The organism is Paraburkholderia sp. A1RI_3L, from assembly GCF_048957895.1.
GTDB lineage: Bacteria > Pseudomonadota > Gammaproteobacteria > Burkholderiales > Burkholderiaceae > Paraburkholderia > Paraburkholderia kururiensis.
On the sequence record NZ_JARCHA010000008.1, the window covers coordinates 323372 to 344921 of the forward strand.

At 60.6% G+C, this 21550-nt stretch carries 21 protein-coding genes; 9 read left to right on the forward strand and 12 right to left on the reverse strand.

Going from position 1 to position 21550, the window contains the following annotated elements; all coding sequences use genetic code 11:
* Positions 1–5 precede the first annotated feature (5 nt).
* The 7 genes from tssG to PXJ20_RS22160 all read right to left on the reverse strand — a co-directional run bounded on the left by tssG (position 6) and on the right by PXJ20_RS22160 (position 6866).
* The gene (gene tssG / locus PXJ20_RS22130) at positions 6–1100 is read right to left on the reverse strand and encodes a type VI secretion system baseplate subunit TssG (RefSeq protein WP_421031179.1); all 1095 of its coding nucleotides are present in this window, start codon (positions 1098–1100) and stop codon (positions 6–8) included.
* Positions 1064–2905, reverse strand: coding sequence for a type VI secretion system baseplate subunit TssF (gene tssF / locus PXJ20_RS22135; RefSeq protein WP_413214250.1), 1842 nt, complete (start codon positions 2903–2905; stop codon positions 1064–1066). The genes tssG and tssF overlap by 37 nt, the downstream gene beginning before the upstream one ends.
* A gap of 60 nt (positions 2906–2965) precedes the next feature.
* The gene (gene tssE / locus PXJ20_RS22140) at positions 2966–3445 is read right to left on the reverse strand and encodes a type VI secretion system baseplate subunit TssE (protein WP_017777321.1); all 480 of its coding nucleotides are present in this window, start codon (positions 3443–3445) and stop codon (positions 2966–2968) included.
* Positions 3446–3515: 70 nt separating this feature from the next.
* Entirely contained in the window at positions 3516–4019 is a 504-nt protein-coding gene (locus PXJ20_RS22145; RefSeq protein ID WP_017777320.1) for an Hcp family type VI secretion system effector, read from the reverse strand.
* Positions 4020–4094: 75 nt separating this feature from the next.
* Positions 4095–5588, reverse strand: a complete 1494-nt coding sequence (tssC, locus tag PXJ20_RS22150; RefSeq protein ID WP_421031180.1) for a type VI secretion system contractile sheath large subunit — start codon at positions 5586–5588, stop codon at positions 4095–4097.
* 30 nt (positions 5589–5618) lie between these two features.
* The gene (tssB, locus tag PXJ20_RS22155) at positions 5619–6158 is read right to left on the reverse strand and encodes a type VI secretion system contractile sheath small subunit (protein WP_017777318.1); all 540 of its coding nucleotides are present in this window, start codon (positions 6156–6158) and stop codon (positions 5619–5621) included.
* A gap of 42 nt (positions 6159–6200) precedes the next feature.
* Positions 6201–6866, reverse strand: coding sequence for a tetratricopeptide repeat protein (locus tag PXJ20_RS22160; protein ID WP_026121950.1), 666 nt, complete (start codon positions 6864–6866; stop codon positions 6201–6203).
* Positions 6867–7230: 364 nt separating this feature from the next.
* On the opposite strand from PXJ20_RS22160, the gene tssJ reads away from it, so the two are divergent.
* The 3 genes from tssJ (at position 7231) to icmH (ending at position 10071) form a co-directional block, all read left to right on the forward strand.
* Positions 7231–7845: a type VI secretion system lipoprotein TssJ gene (gene tssJ, locus PXJ20_RS22165; RefSeq protein WP_017777316.1), complete on the forward strand. Its 615-nt coding sequence runs from the start codon at positions 7231–7233 to the stop codon at positions 7843–7845.
* 91 nt (positions 7846–7936) lie between these two features.
* On the forward strand, positions 7937–9283 hold the full coding sequence (tssK, locus tag PXJ20_RS22170; RefSeq protein WP_017777315.1) for a type VI secretion system baseplate subunit TssK: 1347 nt from the start codon (positions 7937–7939) through the stop codon (positions 9281–9283).
* Positions 9280–10071, forward strand: a complete 792-nt coding sequence (gene icmH / locus PXJ20_RS22175) for a type IVB secretion system protein IcmH/DotU (protein WP_017777314.1) — start codon at positions 9280–9282, stop codon at positions 10069–10071. Before tssK ends, icmH begins: the two co-directional genes overlap by 4 nt.
* A gap of 18 nt (positions 10072–10089) precedes the next feature.
* Here the strand turns inward: icmH and PXJ20_RS22180 are convergent, their stop codons facing one another.
* Positions 10090–10689: a TetR/AcrR family transcriptional regulator gene (locus PXJ20_RS22180; protein WP_421031181.1), complete on the reverse strand. Its 600-nt coding sequence runs from the start codon at positions 10687–10689 to the stop codon at positions 10090–10092.
* A 214-nt stretch (positions 10690–10903) separates the two neighbouring features.
* Complete coding sequence (locus PXJ20_RS22185) at positions 10904–11194, reverse strand: hypothetical protein (protein ID WP_176048895.1); 291 nt, start codon at positions 11192–11194, stop codon at positions 10904–10906.
* 347 nt (positions 11195–11541) lie between these two features.
* On the opposite strand from PXJ20_RS22185, the gene PXJ20_RS22190 reads away from it, so the two are divergent.
* Both PXJ20_RS22190 and PXJ20_RS22195 read left to right on the forward strand, forming a co-directional pair.
* Positions 11542–12210: a DUF3313 domain-containing protein gene (locus tag PXJ20_RS22190; protein WP_421031183.1), complete on the forward strand. Its 669-nt coding sequence runs from the start codon at positions 11542–11544 to the stop codon at positions 12208–12210.
* Between the two features lie 42 nt (positions 12211–12252).
* Positions 12253–13809 carry an intermembrane transport protein PqiB gene (locus tag PXJ20_RS22195; RefSeq protein ID WP_421031184.1) on the forward strand — a complete coding sequence of 519 codons (1557 nt, stop codon included), beginning with the start codon at positions 12253–12255 and terminating at the stop codon, positions 13807–13809.
* A 43-nt stretch (positions 13810–13852) separates the two neighbouring features.
* Here the strand turns inward: PXJ20_RS22195 and PXJ20_RS22200 are convergent, their stop codons facing one another.
* Positions 13853–14059, reverse strand: coding sequence for a hypothetical protein (locus tag PXJ20_RS22200; protein ID WP_042301234.1), 207 nt, complete (start codon positions 14057–14059; stop codon positions 13853–13855).
* 1243 nt (positions 14060–15302) lie between these two features.
* On the opposite strand from PXJ20_RS22200, the gene PXJ20_RS22205 reads away from it, so the two are divergent.
* The gene (locus tag PXJ20_RS22205) at positions 15303–15755 is read left to right on the forward strand and encodes a hypothetical protein (RefSeq protein WP_421031185.1); all 453 of its coding nucleotides are present in this window, start codon (positions 15303–15305) and stop codon (positions 15753–15755) included.
* A gap of 211 nt (positions 15756–15966) precedes the next feature.
* On the opposite strand, the gene PXJ20_RS22210 is transcribed toward PXJ20_RS22205, so the two are convergent.
* Positions 15967–16365, reverse strand: coding sequence for a DUF3597 domain-containing protein (locus tag PXJ20_RS22210; RefSeq protein ID WP_026121948.1), 399 nt, complete (start codon positions 16363–16365; stop codon positions 15967–15969).
* A gap of 728 nt (positions 16366–17093) precedes the next feature.
* A complete protein-coding gene (locus PXJ20_RS22215) occupies positions 17094–18182 on the reverse strand; it encodes a porin (RefSeq protein ID WP_421031186.1) in 1089 nt (362 codons plus the stop codon).
* 400 nt (positions 18183–18582) lie between these two features.
* Between PXJ20_RS22215 and cysC the strand changes: the two genes are divergently transcribed.
* The 3 genes from cysC to PXJ20_RS22230 form a co-directional block, all read left to right on the forward strand.
* Entirely contained in the window at positions 18583–19200 is a 618-nt protein-coding gene (gene cysC / locus PXJ20_RS22220; RefSeq protein ID WP_421031187.1) for an adenylyl-sulfate kinase, read from the forward strand.
* Positions 19201–19344: 144 nt separating this feature from the next.
* Entirely contained in the window at positions 19345–20553 is a 1209-nt protein-coding gene (locus tag PXJ20_RS22225) for a sulfotransferase family 2 domain-containing protein (RefSeq protein WP_421031188.1), read from the forward strand.
* Positions 20554–20669: 116 nt separating this feature from the next.
* On the forward strand, positions 20670–21550 hold an 881-nt coding region (locus PXJ20_RS22230; RefSeq protein WP_421057438.1), incomplete at its 3' end, for a glycosyltransferase family 1 protein.

Consider the following 21550-nt stretch of genomic DNA (forward strand, 5'->3'; position numbering starts at 1 on the left):
CTTCGTCAGTGGATGACGTGCAATTCGTAACGCGCATCCGCGCGATCGCGGTCCGCTGCGTGGGTGCACAGGAAGGCGTCCCAGCCCAGTCGCGCGCCGCCGCCCAGTTGGCTCGGGCCGACTTCCGTGCGCCGCAATACGAGCGACACTTCGTACTCCAGCGTGACGCCTGCCAGCAGCGTGAGCATGCGTTCGAGCGCGATAGCGCAATCGAAGCCCGGCAGGAACGACTCGTAATCGGCCTTCGAAAGCGGGCCGATGATCAGCCTTGCCCGCATGTCGCGCTGCCACACGCGTTCGCCCGCGAGCGCCGACGCGCCGAGCGTCGCATTGATCTCGCCCAGCACGGTGAGCTGATCGCGCGGCACGTCATACCACTTGCCGACGAACTGGTCCACGCGCACAGGCACCTTGAAGTAATCGGACAGCGTGCGCTGCAGATAGGCCGCCGAAACGGGACGATGTCGCGCGGGCAATGCGTAACCGGCAATGGCTTCGTCGAACAACGCGCCATTGCCCGTTTGCAGGCTCTCGCGTGTGCCGCCATCGCCCACGCCCGCCAGAGCGAGCAGCAACGGCAGATAGCGTTCGTCGCGATCGAGTTCGTAATGGAACGGCAGGCGGTACTTCTTCCAGGCCGCGTAGAAGAGCGCCGTCGCGCGATTGCCGAATACGTCGAAGAATTCGCGCGCCGCGCGATCGCGCTTCAACTGCTCGCGCGAGACGATCTGCTCCGTGTAGTGCAGCGGCAACGCGCCCTGACCGCCCAACAGGCCGAAAAACGACGGCGTGATATCGACGCGAGAGAGTCCGCCGTTGGCCAGCGCCGCTGTGCGTTGATCCTTGTTTTTCAGCGCATCGCCGCTGTGGTCGTAGGGTTGAGCCTGCTCGATCTCGCTGGGCGGAAACGCGAGCGACAGCGTGCTGCGAAAGCCGATACGCTTCGCCAGCACGTCCCCGGTGCGCGTGGCCGCGGCGGCATCATTGTCCGAAAACCAGCGCTCCAGCATGCGCACGGCCTGGAAAAATTCGAACGCGTGCGGCTCGTCGAGCAGACGCTCGATTACACCAGGATCGACTCGCCGCTGCGCGGTTTGCATCGCAGAATCTCCTCGCCGGTGCGCTTCGACACGACGATCAGTTGCACAAAACTGTTCAGATGCACGTAAAGCCCAAAGAACGTGTCGAGCAGGCGCACGAACGTGGCCACGCTCGTGCCGACGAAGTGCTCCTCGTCCAGCGTAAGCCGGATTTCGACGCCGCGCACGAAGGTCGCGAACGGCTTGCCAGGCAGCCATTGCACGGCGGCACGCTGCTCGATGCCGACAATGCCTTCGATATGGCGCGACGACACCGCCGAGCGCCGCAGATCGTAGAGCACGAGCATCTCTTTCAATGCAGCAAGGCCGCTGTTTGCGAGCGATACATGACTGAGCGCGAGATGCGAAACGAGCCGCCAGTGCGCGCCACGTCCACGTTCGAAGCGCGCCGTGGGCGTAGGCCGACGCAGCATCGCAATGCTGCTGCCTGCCGGCGCGCCCCCTTCCACGAACAGGTCGCCGCCTTCCAGACCCACGGCGAGCCGCGAGGGCAAATCGCGATTCGTGCACGTGAGATCGACGCTCAGCGTATCGGTTTGCGGCGCCGAGGGTTCGAGGTCGATATCGACAATCGAGATCTCCGTCTCGTAGCCAGGGCTGTTCTCCGCCACCCAGGCATTGCGCCGAGCGAACCAGTAATGCCCGGCCTTTTCCGTCTCGCCGTGATGCAGCGAATAGAACGGCCTGAACTCGATGACCTTCTCTTCGTGCGCACGCTGACGCACGAGGTGGACGGAGTCGATGGAATAGATCTCGTAGGCGAACGCGTTGCGCCCTTCGGCAATGACAGGGTAGGACACGGCCTGGTGACTCACGCGAATCGGCTCGCCGCGCTGCCTGAAGAGATTCACGACGGGCGTGCAGAAGAGCCGCAAGTGGCTTGCCGAAAGCGTTTCCAGCAGGCGCGCCATATGCGAGTCGCCGCGCACGTCCTTGAGTACGACGTGAAGCGTCAGGCCGCGGCACGGACCCGCGGTACGCAGCATGGCGTCGAGATCGAAATCGACGAAATCGAATTTCTCGGGAAAGCCGAAGTACTCGGTGAGCAAACGATAGGCGGGATGCGACCGTGCCGGATAGTCGATCAAGCCGTCCGCTTCGTCGAAACCCGCTTGCGTGACCGGCTTGGCGCGCATTTCCTTCCAGCGTCCGCAGCGGTCCGGCTCTACATACGTGGCGAGTGCGTTGACGAAGAGGCAATCGGCGAGTGCCGCGATGAAGGACTGCTCGCCATGCAGATGGGCCCGCAGGCGAGGCACTTTCAGCGCAGCCAGATCGAGCTGAGGTGAAGTCGAAGCGAACGTGATCGAGACGATGCCGGTGGCGTTCGGGGGCAGCACGGTGGCGCCCGGCGCCATGGCGAGCGGCAGAAACTTCGCATCACTGATCGCGAGCGGCGCCAGCGTGACATCGTAGGCCGTGCGAAACCGGCACTCCACGCCGCGAATGGACCGGCTGCGCAGTTCCGTGCCGCGCGGCACGGTCTGCGGTTCCGTCAACTGGCTCACGGCAGCCGACATACCGAACTGCGCAATCGAACACGACGGAAACGGCCGCAGATAGTGGGGGTACAGCACCTCGAGCAACGCTTCCGTGAATTCCGGATAGTCGTCGTCGAGCTTCTTGTTGATACGCGCGCCCAGCAATGCGAACGACTCGATCATTCGCTCGACGTGCGGGTCTTCGCAATGCTCGCTCGTCATGGCGAGGCGCGCCGCGATCTTCGGATAGCGCTCGGCGAAGTCACGCGAATAACGACGCAGGAACGACAGTTCGCGCTCGTAATACGGCAGCAGTTCTTCCATCAATCTATCCCCGAACCCCTCTCGTGCTGCCGCGCCCGCCCCCGTGGCGGGCAAGATGCATCAAGCTCTCGCGCGTGTTCGCGAGACCGAGTATTGAAGCGTGGCCGGTTGCAGCATCGCGTCGAAGCTCACCGGCTCTTCTGCCGCCGAAACCACGAGCAGGGCCTGAATCGCAAAACACAGCGCATGCGTGGATTGCCCGTTGAGTTCCAGCGTGACGGCGACCTGCCGCAAACGCGGCTCGTGACGCTCGATGGCCTGCTGGATCGACTTGCAGATGAAGGTTCGGTCGTAATGACTCGCGAGACTTAAGCCGGCGAAATCGTTCAGACCGTAGGTCAACACCGAGCGCGAGCATTCCGGCAGCGACGTGAGCTCTTCCTCGGTCAGCGCGATTCGCGTGTTCAGGATCGCTTCCACGTCGCGCGCAACCGCGCCTTTCAGCTCGTCCAGCGACAATTGCCGCATCGCGGCCGGCGCCGGCAGATGCGGTTCGTCATCGAACAGCTTGTCGAGAAAGCTGGGTTCGAAGCGCTTCATCAGGCAGTCGTCAGCTCAACGACGGCAAGGCGGCGCACCCGTTACCGAATGCGCACACCTCGCCGCACGATCAGACCGCGTAGGTCTTGTCGTTCTTCGTGAGACTCCAGGCACCCTGCGCGTTGCCGCCCTGGTTGCCGCCGATCTTCTGCTGCGTGTACTTCCACTGGACGGCGGCGTACTTCAGCGAGAAGTCCTCGGTCGGCAGGCCTTCGCCCACTACGCTCGGCGTGATGCTCGAAATGATCACGTACTTGAGCTTGATTTCGAGGTACTTGATGCGGTTGCCTTCGCCGTCGGAGCGCATGAAGTCGATCGTGACTTCGTCGAACGTCGTGCCACCCGACGCATGCTGGTACAGCAGCGGGCTCACCACGTCGATGTCCTTCGTGAACCGCATGTCGGAATGCTCGCAGCGCTCCGCCGTGTGGCCGCCTGCCGTCGATGCCGTTGCCGAGCGCGGCTGCAGGATCGAGTGGTTCCACGAATCGATTTCGATCCAGCCCGTGTGGTCCTTATCGGCCGACTCGCCCTTGATCGCAGGATTGCCGAATTTTAAATAGATGTCCTTCATAACTCATCGACTCCCCAAAGAGGTGGTTTTGACAGACGGCCCGGGCGGCCCCCGCCCGGGCGATGGCCTTCGATTTCAGGAATTGGCCGGCTTCGGCAAGTCCGCGACGAGCCGCAGCGAAATAGACAGCTCGTCCAGCTGGAAATGGGGACGCAGGAACGCCACCGAGCGATACGACCCAGGCTTGCCCGGAATCTCCGCGACCTGGATGGACGCTTCACGCAGCGGGAATTGCGCCTTTTGCTCCTGGGTGGCGTTGTCGTCGAGCAGCACGTACTGGGAAATCCAGCGGTTCAGGAAAACCTCGACGTTCTGAGCCGATGCAAAGCTGCCGATCTTGTCGCGCATCATCGCCTTCAGGTAGTGCGCCACGCGCGAGACCGAGAAGATGTACTGGAGCTGCGCGGAGAGCACGGCGTTCGCATTCGCACTATCCGTGCTGTACTTGCGCGGCTTTTGCACCGACTGTGCTGCGAAAAACGCAGCGTAGTCCGAGTTCTTGCAGTGCACGAGCGGAATGAAGCCGAGGTCGCTCAGTTCCTTCTCGCGTCGATCGGTAATGGCAATTTCGGTCGGACACTTCAGTGCGACTTCGCCGTCGTCGGTCTTGAAGGTATGCGTGGGCAGGTCTTCCACCAGCCCACCGCCCTCCACACCGCGGATCGCGGCACACCAGCCGAAGTCGTCGAATGCAGCGGTCAGACGGGCAGCAAAAGCCCAGGCTGCGTTACACCACAGGTACTTGCTGTGGTCGGTGCCGTCCACGTCTTCGACGAAGTTGAAGCCTTCCGCCGTGGCGCCGTCTTTAGGATTGAACGGCAAGCGGCCGAGAAAGCGCGGCAGCGTAAGACCGACATAGCGTGAATCTTCGGAATCGCGGAACGACTTCCACTTCGCGTACTCGACGGTGTCGAACACTTTGCCGAGATCGCGCGGCTTGCCCAGATCGGCGAACGATTCGAGGCCCAGCAGTTCGGGCGAAGCCGACGCTACGAACGGCGCATGCGCCGCGGCGGCAACGTGCGCCATCTGTTCGATGAAATAGACGTCCTCGGGCTGACGCGTAATTTCGAAGTCGCCGATCAGCGTGCCGAACGGCGCGCCGCCAAAGGTGCCGAACTCTTCTTCGTAGACTTTCTTGAAGAGCGCGCTCTGGTCGAACTCGATAGCCGTCTTGAAGTCGCGCACGAGGTCGCGCTTGGTCGCGTTGAGCGCCTTGATCTTGATGGTGGAGCCGGTGTTGCTCTCCTGGCACAGATAGTGAAGCCCGCGCCATGTGCTTTCGAGGCGCTGAAACTCCGCCGCGTGCATGACCGCGCTCAATTGCGCCGAGATGAGCCGGTCCAGTTCGGCCACGCGTGCGTCGATGGTGGCCGACAGGTTGTCGGACACGATCACCGTGCCGTCGAGCACCTGGTGCACGAGCTCGCCGATCAGGTCCTTCGCGCGCGCGTGCTCCGACTCGGACTTCGCGACCTTGCTCTTCTCGACGATCTCGTCGAGCAGCGACGGTGCCGCATCCGCTTCGTCCACGCTCGTGAGTTGCGCTGCTGCCGTTTGCTGGTTCATCTCATACCCCTCGCACACCCCGTACTGCGTTTATTCGTCTTTGGCTTCGCCGTCTTTCAGGTCGCCCGCCGCTGCACCGCTCACCCGCGCAAGTGCCTGGAGTTGCTGCGTATTGCTGAGCACTTCGGCGAGCAGGTCTTCCAGCTTGTCGTTGCCGGCAAGCTTGTTGCGCAGGTCGGCCAGTTTTTGGCGCGCTTCGAGCAGGCGTCGCAGCGGCTCGATCTGCGCGACGACTTCGTCCGGGTTGAAGTCGGCAATGGACCGAAAACGCAGGTCGACCGCGAACTTGCCGCCGGCGTCCGAGAGGCGGTTTTCCACCTGATACGCGGCGCGCGGCTCGATACCGCGCATCACGTCGTCGAAATTGTCCCGATCGATGCTGACGAACTTGCGATCGCGCAGCTTCGGCTGCTCGACTTCAGACTGACCGGCGAGATCGCCAACCACGCCCACCACGAACGGCAGCTCCTTGATTTCGATAGCGTCGCCGCGCTCGACCTCATAGGTGAGCTGCACGCGGGGCGGCCGCACCTTTTGCAAGCGCTTCTGAATGCTTTCCTTCTTCGCCATGAACGGCTCCCAGGTGCAGACGAACAGTCGTTTGAGTGTGAATCAGCGCAGCGCGCTGAACGGGTCCGAGGCGCCACCGCTCTGCGCAGCCTTTGCAGGCGCGGGCGCCGGAGCGGCGGCCGGGGCCGCCTCAGGAGCGGCGCTGCCCGTTGCGCTTGCGGTCACCGCCGGCTTCTCTTTCACCACGCGGCGCACGATGCGGCGCTTCTTCGGCACGGGCTTTTCAGCCTGTTGCTCGGGCGGGAACAACGACTCTTCGCCCAGCGTGTCGCGCAATTGTTTGGCGAGGACCTGGGCGTCCGACTTTGCGTCGCCAGCAAGCGAGGCGTCCTGCCTCAATTCGCCAAGCGATTGCGTCGCCACGCGCAGACCGGCCACCGCCAGTACGCTCTTCGCCTGGCGATCCGTCTGATCGCGCTGCAGGGCTTCCTGCGCAGCGACGATGGCCTGGCCGTAATGACCCTGGGAGAACTGGATCTGCGCAATGCGCGACCACGGCTCTTCGCGGGTCGGGTCGCTCTTGGCGAGTTGCTGATACAGCGCGATGGCGCGATCCTGATCGCCGCCCTTCGATACCGTATCTGCGTCCGCCAATGCCTTGTCGAAAGCTTGCGGCGTAGTCGCCACGTTGTTTTGCGTCGCGCAGCCGGCGACGAGTCCGCACGCCAACACCACCCCAGATAGTTTCGTGTGAAGCCGCTGTTTCATCTTTTTCACCGACAGGCGAGTTTTTTAATTCCGGTGCAAACCGGGTTTTACTTTAAGTGAAGTGCGCGGGTATAGTACAGGCCAAATTTCTACAATTCAACTTCCGCGCGAAGAGGTATTGCACAAAAAGAATTGCAGTTGGCCTTTACCGCTAGCAGCAAGAAATTCTTTCCGAAATTATCTGGAATATCCGATCCGGCCCGGAAAAAGTTTCCTGAAAGCGGCTTGAACTGCCACACGGAGAGCCCGTGTGGCATATGCGTCGAGCATCGTTAAATATGTGCAAATATGTGGCAAAAGGCCGTTTTTCTGATTTTCCAGGGCTTGACGGGGGAGGCGCCGGCGCTCGGCCGGCCGATTCACAATGAATCCGCGCTTTATTCAATATGCATCAGCACTCGCAGCGAGCGTGGCGCTCGCGGGCTGTGCCGCAGGCATCTCAGTGCTGGGCGCCGCGGCCTCTTCTGCCCTTCAGGCAGCGGGTATCGGCAAACCCGACGTACCCGACGCGCAGAAGCCGCCGCGCAATATCGGCCTGACGCTCTTTGCCGCGCCAAACCTCAATGCGGCCAACGACAACCGGCCGCTCGCCCTCGTGGTGCGGGTCTATGCGCTAAAAGACCCCACCTCGTTCGAGCAGGCGCCTTTCGATACCTTTACAGATCCTCAAAAGGAAAAAAGTACTCTGGGAGCTGATTTGCTTAGTGTCCGGGAGGTGACTTTAATCCCCGGTCAACGCTATTCGGCCACTGAAAAGGTTTCCAGGGAAGCACAGGCGCTGGGTATCGTGGCATTGTTCCGCGATCCGGCCATGCAGCGCTGGAAATTCGCGTTCGATCCTGCGAAATCGGAGAAATCCGGCATAATGGTCGGCCTGCATAACTGCGCCATGACGGTTACGAATGGCACAGTGATCGCGCCTGAACAGGGAATGCCGTCGCAACCGCTGAATATGCTGTCTTCAGTGAGTTGCGGATAAGAATGACGCTGGCGTGTCATTTAACAATCTTTGAATCCGGCATGGCCGGCCCCGTTCTTGTATTCGGCCGCACGCATACGACAGGTTTGAGATGAGCTATTCAGCCAAGGTGCTCTGGGGGGAAGGCCTGTTTCTCAGGCCGCAGCATTTTCAGCGGCAGGACGCCTATCATGAGGCACGCCTGTTCGAGTCCATTCAGTCCATCCAGCCGTACAACTGGGGCGTGCGTTCCGTGCGCTTCGATCGCGACGCGCTGGGCAGCAACGTGCTGCGGGTGGCCGATCTCGCGCTGGTCTTTCCGGACGGCACGCTGTACTCGGCGCCGCAGGCCGACGACCCTCCGCCGCCCGTAGCCCTCGATACGCTGCCGGACGGCATCAACGAATTCACGTTTTTCCTCGCCCTGCACCCGCTGCGCGATACCGGCGCGAACTATACGGACGATCGCGATGCCGGCTTCGTCGCGCGCTACGTGAGCGAGCAGGCCCCCGTGGCAGATCACTTCACCGACGCCGCCGCGGCCGACATCGCGTTCCTCAAGACCAGCGTCAAGCTGATCGCGCACAGCGAGCCGCGCGACCAGTTGCTTGCGGTGCCGCTCGTGCGTGTGCGACGCACGGCGACGTCGGGCTTCGAGATCGACGATACGTTCGTGCCGCCGTGTCTTGCCATCGAGGCATCGCCCATCCTGCATCAGCGTCTGCGCCAACTGATCGACGCGCTGCAGGCCAAGGTGAACGCGCTGTACGGCTTTCACCGCGAGCCGACGAAAAACATCATCGAGTTCCGCTCGGGCGACATCGCCTCGTTCTGGCTGTTGCATACCGCTAACGCAGCATTTGCAACGCTTGCGCACCTGTACCAGCACGCGGCGCTGCATCCCGAGCGGCTGTTCCAGGAACTGCTGAGATTGACAGGACAACTGATGACGTTTTCGAAGGGCTACGCGCTCGCCGATCTGCCGGCCTATCGTCACGACGACCCGGGTCCCGGCTTCGCGCGACTCGACACGATGCTGCGCGATCTGCTCGAGACTGTCATCTCCACACGCTACTTCGCGATTGCGCTCGACGAGCTCCGTCCGTCGTTCCATACCGGGCGGCTCGACTCAGGCAAGATCGACGACAAGACGCAGTTCTTCGTTGCGGTGTCCGCGAACATGCCGACGGTCGAACTCGTCGAAGCGGTGCCGGCGCGCTTCAAGGTGGGCGCACCCGACGACGTCGACAAGCTCGTGCTCTCCGCCATGCCCGGCGTGCGCCTCGTCTACACGCCGCAGGTGCCGCCCGCCATTCCGGTGCGTCCGGGCGCCTGCTACTTCTCGCTCGAAGCGCGCGGTCCACTCTACGAGCGCATGCTGCAGGCCCAATCGGCGACCATCTACGCGCCCTCCGGCATCGACGATCTCAAACTCGAACTCATCGCGGTCACATCATGAGCTACGCGCCCTCCCTTTTCGGCAACGGCACGCCGACGGCAACCCCGAATCCCGCATCGTCGCCCGCGAGCGAACCGACCTATCAGGTCCGCTCGCTGCTCGATCTGCTGTACGACGGCTTCTTCATGCTGTTCCTGCTGAAGAACGGACGCGAGCCGGGCGACGCCGACGAATTCCGCGCGCGCATCCAGCAATTTCTCGGCGATTTCGAACGCGGCGCGAAGAAGCTCGACGTGGCTGCCGAAGACGTGTACGCGGCGAAGTTCGCGTTCTGTGCCGCTATTGACGAATCCGTGCTCGCTTCGCAGTTCCGCATTCGCGCGGAATGGGAGCGCCGGCCGTTGCAGCTCGTGCTGTTCGGTGAACAGCTGGCCGGCGAGAAATTCTTTCAGTACCTCGAAGAATGCCGCGCGCAGGGCGCAAGACGCCTACAGTCGCTCGAGGTCTTCCACATGTGCCTGCTGCTCGGCTTCCAGGGCAAGTATCTGCTGGAAGGTCCGGAGAAGCTCGCGTATCTGACGGCTCGCCTCGGCGACGAGATCGCCCATATGAAGGGCAAGCGTGCAGCGTTCGCGCCGCACTGGCCGCTGCCGGACCAGGTGGCGCACCGCCTGAAGCGCGAGGTGCCGCTATGGGTGATCGGCGCGGTGTTCGCGCTCGTGGGTCTTGTGGCGTATCTCGGGCTCAACACGTATCTGCGCGACAACACATTGCGCACGCTGTCGCCCTATGCCCAGGTGATCAAGGTCGGACCGGAGTCGGCAAATCTCACGATATCGCTGCCTTGACGAAGCCCGCGTCGCGCTTTAGCGCCTCGTGCGTGAAGTGCCTGCGGTGTTGGCCGCCTCGGCCGATTGCCACCTGTCATCGTCGAGCAGACGCTCGAAGAGGCTGTCGAGCTGGGCCTCCTGAAGCGGCAGAAGGCCCAGCAATGCGTAGAACGCCAGACCTCGCGCCGCGGCAAGACGCAACAGGGCGAGTTCGGGGTCAGCGGCTTCGGCGCGAATCTTGTCGAATTTCTCGCTATCGGCTTCTCGCAACGCGTCGAGCAGATTGGGATCCTCCACGAGCGCGGCCAGGACCGCGCGCGCAAGCGAGTGCGGCTGATTGGTCGACTCCCGCGCCACCGCGATCTGCGAAAGCAGCGCGGGATGCTGCGCTGACGCACCTTGATTGGCCGCATAGTTGCGCGCGAAGTTTTCGAAATACTCCCGCTGATATTCGAGGAGCGCTTTCAGGATGCCGCTCTTGGTCCGGAACTGGTGCAGCAGGCCTCCTTTGCTGATTCCGCTTTCGCGTGCCAGCGCATCGAACGTCAAGGCGCCTGGGCCGTCGCGCGTGATGATGACAAGCGCAGCCTGAATAGCGGTGCTTCGGGATCGCTCCGAACGGGTGGGATTGTCCATGTCCTCTCGAGTCAAACGTCTTGTGTGCTCGCAGCGTGCCTTGCTGGCCGCATGGCCGTGTCGGCGCGAGGCGTGCGGCACATCAGAAGAATAAGCGCAGCTTGCGGGCGGAATCCCGCGATTCTATCAAGGCGGCGTACCGGCCCGCGCCAGGCTCGCCTGTGCCTTTGCGCCGGGCGTGCAGGCGAATGATGGCCCACCGTTGCTCGCGCAGTCATCGCTTCAAGACGCTGCCGGCTGTCTGCTGGCCTTGCGCCGCCGGGGGGGCCGCCGCATGCCCATCACGTAAATCCGGATAAATGCCGACGATAAACACGATGTAGACGAGCCCTGCAAACAGGCCCGCTATCGTCCCGAACACATGGCGCGTTTCTGGCGGGTCCCGCCGCCAATACAGCGGAACGGCAACGAGCAGATAGGCCGCTACGAAAACGAGCGCGGCCATTAACGCCGGCGGCAAGCTAAGGGCAAAGAAGTCCGCTGCGGCCAGCACGCGCTCGTGCACGGACGCGCTCGTCGGTAGCGAAAACGTCGAGACTAGCGGCATTCGCGGCCTCCCTTCCAGGCAACGTTTTTCACAGGCGACCCGCAATCACCGCATACAGGCCACAGACGAACCGGCCAATCGCCGATCGCCGCATCTCCGCCAGCCGTTCGATAGTCTGCTTCATCGCCCATTCCCTTCAGACGGAATCACCGTCCGTCCATCGCAATATCGGGTGCATCCTAACACACAAACCGTCTGGACGGTTTACATCCAGAAATGGCGGTGCTACGCTGCGGGCTCTTTTCACGTTGGGCCTCGGCGGTGCCCGCAACGGGCGGTCCGCAAGGACGAAAATGGAGAATCGGATGAAAAGGTCAGGTCAATCCGTGCGACTCGTGGTGGCAGCCGCGTGCCTGGGAATAACGCTCGCCGGATGCTCGAACGTGCAGCCGGTTAAATATGCGGGCATCGCATCGTCACCGTCGCTGCGTGCAGACGCACAGGACAAGTCGTGGCGTGTGCCGTACGAGTACGCCGCCCAGGTGAACTGGAGCACCTACCGGAGCGCGATCCTGGACCCGGTGACCATCTATCAGGGCGCCGATCACCAGTTCGGCGACATGAGCGCGCCAGACAAATCAGCGCTCGCAAGCTACATGCAAACCACGTTCGCGAAGAAGCTGCGCACGCGCTTCGACCTCGCGAACACGCCCGCGCCGAACACGCTGAGGCTCAGGCTGACGTTGACGGGCGGCGCCACGACGACGCCCGTCATTAGCACGCTGTCCCGCTTCGACATCGCAGGCGGTCTTTACAACGGCGTGCAGGCTGTTCGTGGCCTCGAGGGCGCATTCACCGGCTACGTGATGTACGCCGTTGAAATCTACGACGCCTCGACGAACCGTCTGCTGCGCGCCTATGTGAGCAAGCAGTATCCGAATCCGATGAACATCGGCGCGAGCTTGGGGTCATTGAGCGCGGCGAAAACAGGCATCGAAAAAGGCGCAGACGCACTCGTCGCCCAACTCGACTGATTTCCTCTCTTCCCGTTCCTTCGGACTGCTACCGTATCTATCATGCGCTGGCTGCCGCCTTTGATCTGGCTTGTGCCGCTTGCCGCGGCGCTGGTCAGCCTCGCGCTGATCATCAAGGCGGTCAGTAGCAAAGGGCCGGGCATTACCATCGCCTTTGCTACCGCTGAAGGGCTCGAAGCTGGCAAGACGCGCGTGCGCTACCGGAACGTGAACGTTGGCTCGGTCCAAGCGATACGTCTTTCGAATGACCATTCCCGCGTGCTCGTGGACGTGCAGCTCGCCGCGGATGCAAAGGAATTCGCCGTTGCCGACACGCGCTTCTGGGTGGTGCGTCCACGCGTGGGCGCGGCAGGTGTGTCGGGCCTGGAGACCGTGCTTTCGGGCGCATACATTGGTGCGGATCCGGGACGCTCGCATGAGGCCAGCGCGCGCTTCAACGGACTCGAAACGCCACCCGCGGTTGCAAACGACGACGCCGGCCGACACTACGTCCTACGCGGGGAGTCGATTGGATCGGTGGATATCGGCTCGCCCGTCTACTACCGGCACGTGAAAGCCGGACGCGTGCTGGGCTACGCGATCGATACCGACGGAACAGGCGTCACCATCGACGTTTTCGTGAACGCGCCCTACGACCAGTACGTTGGCGCCGCAACGCGCTGGTGGCATGCAAGCGGCGTGGAGCTTCGGCTCGATTCGAATGGCGTGAAGCTCAACACACAGTCGCTTGCGACCGTGATGACCGGCGGGCTCGCCTTCGAAACGCCACCGCGCCAGGCGTCCCGCGACCCCGCGCCCAGCGGCCGATCGTTTCCCCTCGCCAACGACGAGGCTTCGGCCATGCGCGAGCCCGAAGGACCGCCGGCGCCCGTCGTCATGAAATTCACGCAGTCGGTCCGCGGTTTGGCAGTAGGCGCGCCCGTCGACTTTCGCGGCGTCGAGCTCGGCTACGTGACGGCAATCGACGCCGAGTACGATGCACGTCGGCGGGCATTCACCGTTCCCGTCAGCGTCATCCTCTTTCCGGACCGGCTGGGCCGCAGTTACCGACAATCCATCAGATCCGGCGACGCCGCGGCCGGCAAGGCACTGCTGCGCAAGATGGTGGCCGATGGCCTGCGCGGACAGCTTCGCACTGGCAATCTGGTCACGAGCCAGCTCTATGTCGCGCTCGACATGTTTCCCGCGGCGCCACCCGTGTCCATCGACGTCGACCGCACGCCCCTGGAACTGCCGACCGTGCCGAACACACTCGACGAGCTTCAGACGCAGATCGCCGATATCGTGAAAAAGCTCGATCGCGTGCCCTTCGACGAAACGAGCCGCAACCTGAACAACGCGTTGAAGAGCGCATCGAATCTCTTCGAGCAGCTCGATACGCAACTCGTACCCGAGGCACGAGATACGCTCGCCGCCGCGCGGAAGTCCTTCAGCGCAGCACAGGCCACGCTCCAACAAGGATCGCCCTTGACGGGCAACATGCATGAAGCGCTCGGGCAACTCACACGTACGCTGCAAACGCTGAAACAGCTCGCCGATCAGTTGCAGCTGCATCCCGAGTCGCTGCTATACGGCAAACGCCCGGATCCGCAGCCGTGAACGGCGTGGACATGTCTGCGCCCGCGACGAGTTTCGGTCTGTGTCAGTGCAGCGTGCCAAAGAACACCGTAGCGCCTTCATGCGGCGACAATCCCACGTTGAAATAGCCCTCGAGCCGCTCTGCAACCGCCTCCTTCAGCTCATAGGGTGGGTGAATGAAACCCACCGACACTGCGTAGTCATACCACTCGCTGAGCCAGGCTCGCAGGTTGGCTTCGTGGTCGAGCGGTGCGTTCGTTTGACCCGACATGGCTAGCTCCTCGCTGTGTGCAGCCCTTTCTGCTGTTCCCGCATTCTCCTCTCGCTCACATTACCGCTAGCAGGCGTTGATTTTCGGTGTTGTACTCTGCGGCGGAAAACGTGCCACGAACAACCTTCGTGACGTAAGCAGAGGAATGCGGACATGCCGGCGAGCCGCTGTACGTGCACTGTACGTGAATACATACGCAACGCTTTGTGAAGGGTATGGCCAGTGCAGCAGCGAGAGCTGGGCGGACACGGTTCCGGATCCGCAGATGCTCTTGCCCAGGCGTTCCCGCAGGGATTGCTGCTCGTCCAGCCTGCCCTTTTCATCGCGCTGACGAGACCATCTTAGGCGCGAGCTGGAACCCGGAGCAGTCGGCGCAGGCGGAATGTCGATTAGGAAGGCACTGCTTGCGGTGTCAGGATTTCCTGACAGGACGTGGTGCGAAGCGAAGGTAGGGACGACGGATGGCTTGAGCTGCAGACCGCCCCTCTTCTGCACTTTGCCCGTTTACATGTCCAGGCTTGACGACAACATCGAATTTTTCGATTCACAACGTTGAGAACGAATTTCTTTGCTCCACTCGAATTTCGGCCAATCGAGATTCATCCTCCAAAATAATCTGGGTCATCCCTCAAGAAATCACCGAAGCACCACGAGGGATTCCATGAGTACCAATGCGCCCGCCATCAATCTAACCAAAGACCACTTGCAAATGGCAGTCGTATTTCACGCCCCATCAAACCACACAATATCTGGCATATCCAACGAGACATCCTCACGCAGCCCGTCGAAACAATCAGTCAGGAACGCCCGCACGCTCTCGACACTCACTCGACGGATTAAAATCGCGAACAATTGTCAAACGGTACATTAATTTATCCAAAAATATTCAATAGACATAATTCCAGGCTCATTTATAACAATGCATAGAAAAATTTTGAAAATGTGTAACGATTTCGATCTCTATCCACTTTTTAACTGTACGACATCAATTGCTTGTAGATAGAATCACGCAACAAAAATTCGCAACACTTTTAAATTCACAGATATGCTCATTTATAAATCGCCGCGCTACGAGAACCTCACTCTGACGCAGGTGCATCCCAAAAATTACGAGCAACGAATGAGCTTAGGGCTGGAACCGCCGCGGCATCTAACGACGAGCCGAGCGGCAGGCCGGAGAAAATCTTACCCACTGCGGAAAGGCATGCGACCAATGCGGCGCGCGCGGGAGTGCGGTTGAACCATGGCCCGCAGCCATCGCCATTCGGCGCGAAAAAAGCCATTGACGCGAGAAATGCTCCTGCCATTGCCACTAGCGACAACGCGCGCGCTGTCGCTGGAAAACCACCTTGCACTCGTCGCGATACGTTCAGGTAACGGCGAGGCGGACCACATCAGTTGTCTGCTAAAGGTCGTCTATCTCGCCTGGTTCATGCTTGACAAGTCAGCCTTGGATGAACGAGCGCTGCTCCGTCACGCGGAACATGTGCTCGATCGCAGCATGACCAATGCAGAACATGGTGCCCAATGGGCACTGCCCCACGACGACTACGTCGTCATCGAGCAGATTCTGACCCTGCATGATCGACAACTCGCCTCATTGCCGTCGCATCGGTACGCGCTTGCCTGGAAGCAACTGACGAGACTCGCGACAGGCTCCGATCACACACGCTTGCCGACGCCGGGGGCGTCTTGAGAAGGCACGACTTGCTTCAAATGGTACGGTGCGCGGATAGAGCCGACAAACCGGTTGTTCCCACCACCTTGGGCTGCCAAGGAAGTGAACCCGGCGTCAAGCACTAAGATCCACGCAACGTACCATGGTCGCCTGACCGTGCCGGCATGCCACACGCAGAACTAACGCGCGGTATGCCGGGACCAACCAGGTCAAGCGGATGTACGCGACATCAGCTCAGCAGTTCCGGCGGCAATTTCCCGCCATTCGCTGCAAGCGCTTGCATCAGTTGCTTGTGCAGCCAGATGTTCATCGTTGCGGAGTCGCTCATATCTCCGCCGTACTTCAGTTCCTGAGCTAATTGCTTGCGATGTTCCAGGCTGCTGTCCATACCCAGCGCCTTCATAGCGTCGACAATCGACGTGCGCCAGTTCAGCGTTTGACCGCTCTCGCTCACCAGTTGCTCCATCACGGCAGCCACGTCGACATCCGCGAGCGGGGCGGCAGCTGGTGCGGCGTCCGTCGCCGCCTGTGCGGCAACAGGGTCGGGCGTGGGCTGCGCAGCAGGCGCCGGCTGATCCGGCTTTGCCTTACCGAAAAGCTTGCTTACGATGTCACCGAAAATGCTCATTGAAATCTCCCAAAGGTTTGCAATCGACGCATGCACGCGCCGCGCGATCATCATGGTACGCGGGCCCTCGTGGCGCTTCGAAACAAAATGCGTCAAAGATTGTTAAAGGCTTCGCAGGCCTTCTGATACACGCAGACCGATGTCCGGAAATTCAGGCGTAGCGAAACAAGGGCGACGCGCACGTCAGTGCTCGTAATAAAAAAGCGACGCAGGGATGCAGGAACCGCCCCTTACGTCGCCTAAGCAAGCTCGCTCCGGATGCGCGGAAAAAAGTCCGCGCCCAGGTGCAACGTCTTACTGGCTAGCTGCCATGGACGGCGCCGCGACGCTCGTGTGATGCTTGCGATGATGAGGGTGCATATGACGCTGATGCTTAACCGGCGCGACGCTCGCCTCGGGTGCCGGTGCAGCCACGGTTCCCCTCAGGCTCAAAGGCGCCGGTGCGATAGTAGACTAAGCCTGCGCGAAAACTGCGCCCGAGAATGCACATGCAATCGGTGCGACAGCGATGTTTTGTTTCATGCTGCCTCTCCTTCCCGTCAAGAAACTCGACCACTATGCGATACCGAATAACAACGGGGATGCCCAGTGGCGCGATGTTCCGTCGATGCTACGAACCAGTGGCACCGCTTGTGCCAAGACTTTCGCTGAACGTCCGCACGCGCCGTTCGCGACGTGCGGACGCCTTTTGGCCGCCACATCAAGCGGCCATCATTGGACCGCGACGATCAGAACTTGTGGCGAATGCCAACGCGGGTAACGACCTGATGATCGTTGGACGAAGGGCCCGAGGTACCGGCGATGTCCGCCAGCGCAATGCCTTGCCCTTGCTGGTACACCATCTGACCATACACGTCGGTGCGCTTCGACAATGCGTAGTCGGCCATCACGCCAAACTGATTCCAGTGGCCTTTCCAAACGCCAGCTGACTGCACGCCCGCGCGCACATGGGTATAGTCGTACATCGCGCCGAGGGACAACGCCGGGGTCAGCGCGAACTTGGCGTTCACCTCGTAGTTCGTGAAAATCAGCGACGACAGCGCGCCCGTATCGTTGAGATTCGTGTACGTGAAGACGCCACCGAGCGTGACCATGCCGAACGTGTAGTTCAGGCCCGCGCCCGCAACACGTTGACGGCCGGCCGCGAACGTCGCATCGTCACTGACAGCACCGTATGCAGTCGTCCCGGGTCGATTGAGGTGCAGATACGCAACCGCCGCCTTCAGCGGGCCGTTGTCGTACGACGCCCCCAGGCTCCATGCGCGGTTGTTCTTCTGCGAACCCGGCTGATTGCTGAAGCCGTACAAGCCACCGAAATTGAATCCACCGTAATTGACGCTCGTGTACTTGACCGAGTTATTAATGCGGAAAGAATTGTTGGTGTTGTCGTTGTCCAGCGGATGCGAGAAGAACGTGCCGCCCCAGCTTCCGTTTGCGGTCAGCGGGCCCACGTAATCGACCATCGAGTCATACTGGCGCCCCAGCGTAATCGTGCCGACCGTATTCGAAGAGAGACCCACATAGGCCTGGCGACCGAACTCGCGCTGCCCCTGTCCCAGTGCACCTGAGTTCAGGCTAAACCCGTTTTCGAGCTGAAAGATAGCCTTCAGACCGCCGCCGAGATCTTCCGAGCCTTTGAGGCCCCAACGATTGCCTTGAAGCACGCCGCTCGCAAGCTGGTAAGCGCGCTCGCCACCAGCATTGCTCGTGAAGTTAAAGCCTTCATCGATAACGCCGTACAGCGTGACACTGCTCTGTGCGTGCGCCACACCACAAAACGCTGCGAGCACCGCGGCGGACAACAGGGATTTTTTCATTTGTATCTCCAAACAGATGCGAATTTTCTTCCAGCTCGTACACGCACGCCAGCGCATGCGTTTCCCAAGCCATGAACAGACAGTCGGAGCAGCATCAGCCAGCAGCGACAACAAAGTCCGACGGGGATGATATTTAAAATCCCATCACATCATTGTTAATTAATATGTTTCATCTCTTTTACGCAACATCAGAAATCGACTAAACGTTGCGAGCGTTCTAGATAGATGTCACACATCGCGATAAATATTGAAGTAGTCCTACAACGTTTAGTAGGACATTTCCGATCTCCATAGTTAAACCGATTCACACGACTCCGGATATTTCCTATAGGACTCCGCTGAATGACAACCCGTTCATCGCCGATTACAGTTACGTCAATATCGAAAGGTACTTGGCTCCATGAACAAGAGTTCGCGTCATCTCAACACTCAGCCGGCTGCCGTCGTATGGCTGACTGGTCTACCCGGCTCGGGCAAAACAACCATCGCCAACTCGCTACGTGACACGCTGGCCGCACGTAACGTAAAAGCTGTTGTTCTCGACGGCGACACGCTCCGCGCAGGGATCTGTGCGGATCTCGGCTTCTCGGACGAAGACCGCGCAGAAAACAACCGCCGCGTCGCCCATGTGGCAAAGCTTTTTTTTGACGAGCAATACGTGGTCATCGTCGCCTGCATCTCGCCCCTCGCCGTTCATAGGGCGCAGGCGCGCTCGCTTGTCGGGAAACGGTTTATCGAGATCTTCGTTTCCGCTCCGCTCGAGGTGTGTGCGAAGCGCGATCCCAAAGGCATGTATGCATTGGCGAAGCACGGCCGACTTCCCGGTTTCACCGGCATATCGGCCCGCTATGAACCGCCGCTCCATGCCGAACTCGAGATCGACACCTCCCGTTGCACCGTTGAGGAAGCTGTAGTAACAGCGCTGTCTCAACTCGACATGCCGCCGCATGACCAGCCCATTGAAGCGTCGGCGATCGGTACATCGAATGCCGACCCGCTACGCGCTTCTGGCGCCTAGCCCAACGGCAGCGCGTAATCCATTCACACTTCCAATCTGGATATGGGGCAGTGCCGCAGCAGTTTGGGTCAACACGAAAGCATTCGATTGTCGGCCTGAACCAGATCCGGCATAACACACGTCACGAAAGACTCGACGACGGACATGACGTCAAAGAAGATCGTTTTCCTGCATATGCAGAAGACCGCAGGCTCCGACATTGCGGCCCAGTTCTATCAGAGCCGGTTTGGAAAGAAATTTTTCCCCGATGAACTAAGAGCGTCGCTCGCCTACCTTCCCCAACGAACGGTTGATCGTTATCAATTTTTATACGGTCATGGGTACCGCAAACAGGAAATCGACAACATCCCGGGTGAGAAACTTATTTTCACGTTCTTTCGTGATCCCATTGAGCGCCTGATCTCTCATTACGAATGGTTGGCGAGCTATCGGCTCGATATCGAAAACCGCATCATTCCTCAGCCCGAAACCATACCGGTGAAGAGCATGCCGTGTGAGGAATTCTTTTGCTCCACGGTCATCAACCATATCCCTGCTTTCAACAACTACTACACAAGGACCATTTACGAGTTCTTCTGCGACGAGAACACCGACGACATCGCGCGCATGTCTGCCGTAGCCACGGAAAGACTGGGCGAGTTCGACTTTATCGGACTGCTGGATGACTATGGGACGTCGCTCGACTATCTGGGCCGGATGGTAGACGTGCGGTTCGAGGATACGTCCACTCGCCCCAAGATCAACGAGACAATTACCCTGCCTGGCGAAAACCAGTTTCACGAGGGCGGAGGCCGATTCAACGTAAGCCCCGATGCGTTCAAACGCATACTCGATCGAAATCAGGCCGACATCGAGTTGTATCAGCACGCATGCGTGTTGGCGCACGAACGATTCGGACTCTCCGAATCCCGAATCGTCTCCGGTTTCAGTACCCAGGGCGTTCTGCACAGGGGATACGAAACCACGCGATTTCGCATTGATACGAACGGCTATCTTCTGTTCGGCCCCTACGAGCGGCTCAACGCGGGCAACTACCTCGTCACGTTCGAACTCAAAAGTGCTCGATGTCACCCAATCGCGACCGATCTCCACGATGACACGGTTGTCGCCGTGCTCGACGTGGTTGGATCAGACACAGCGGACCGCGAATTCGCCCGCCGCGATATCACGATGGCCGAAATCCGCGCCGACAAGTTCACGGCGTTCTCTCTTCCGGTATCGGCCAACCTTCCCGTCTCGCGCTTCGAATGCAGAGTCTATGCCACGGGGGCGTGCGAACTCGAAGCTCCCGTATCGCTGAGTGTGACGAAAGCGGACACAAGCGCGGCAGCTTCAACGCGCCCGGCCTGCTGAAGCCTTGCCATGCGAGTGTACCGACACGATCGTGATGCGATGATGCTACGTTCACCGCGCCGCACTCCGAGGCGGACGACTGGAAGACCCCGGAACGGCAGCATGCAGGTGAAGCCGTGAGACCGGTTTACCTGGACGTTACCAGGCTGCTCAAAGGCATCTTTTTTCGCAAGCGCGCTACGGGCGTCGATCGCGTTAGCCTCGCCTACGTGCGCCACTACGGTGAAGATGCCCGCGCCGTTCTGGCGGCAAGGGGCCATCATTTCGCCGTTTCACATCAAGCATCGCGGCGCCTCTTCGATGTCATCAAGCATTACTACGAGGACGACGGTCGCGTCGAGAGATTCCTGCTCGCCAATGCGCTCCTGTCCAGCGCTCGAAGTCGGATCGAGCGCGGAGGAGTGCTCATCCATACCTCTCATTCCGGTGCGGAGTTCGACCGATATTTCCGGTCACTGAAGCTGAACGGCGTAGACGTCGTCTTCATGGTGCACGACCTGATTCCGCTCACGCACGCGTCGTACTGCCGGGCGGGCACTGCGCAGGTTCACGAGCGAAGGCTCCGAAGCGCGCTTTCCATGTCTTCCGGGATCATCGCCAATTCGCGCGCAACGCTCGACGACATGGCCGGCTACGCAGCGAGCAATGGCTTTCGCGTGCCCCCCGCGGTCGTTGCGAAACTGGCGCCCGGAACAGAGATCGGCAACGACGCAACTGCGCCTATCGCGGGTCCGTACTTCGTCATGGTCGGCACCATCGAGCCGAGAAAGAATCATCTGCTCATCCTCGACGTGTGGCGACAGATGGTGGAACGCCTGGGCGCATCCGCCCCCAAGCTTGTCGTCATCGGACGAGAAGGCTGGAAATGCAGCAACGTGATCGATCTGCTGAAAAACAATGCTTTGTGGCAAGGCACGGTGGCCTGGTATCCCGACTGCCCGGACACGGCGCTCGGTGGCTGGCTCAAGCACGCCAGAGCCCTACTCTTTCCTTCATT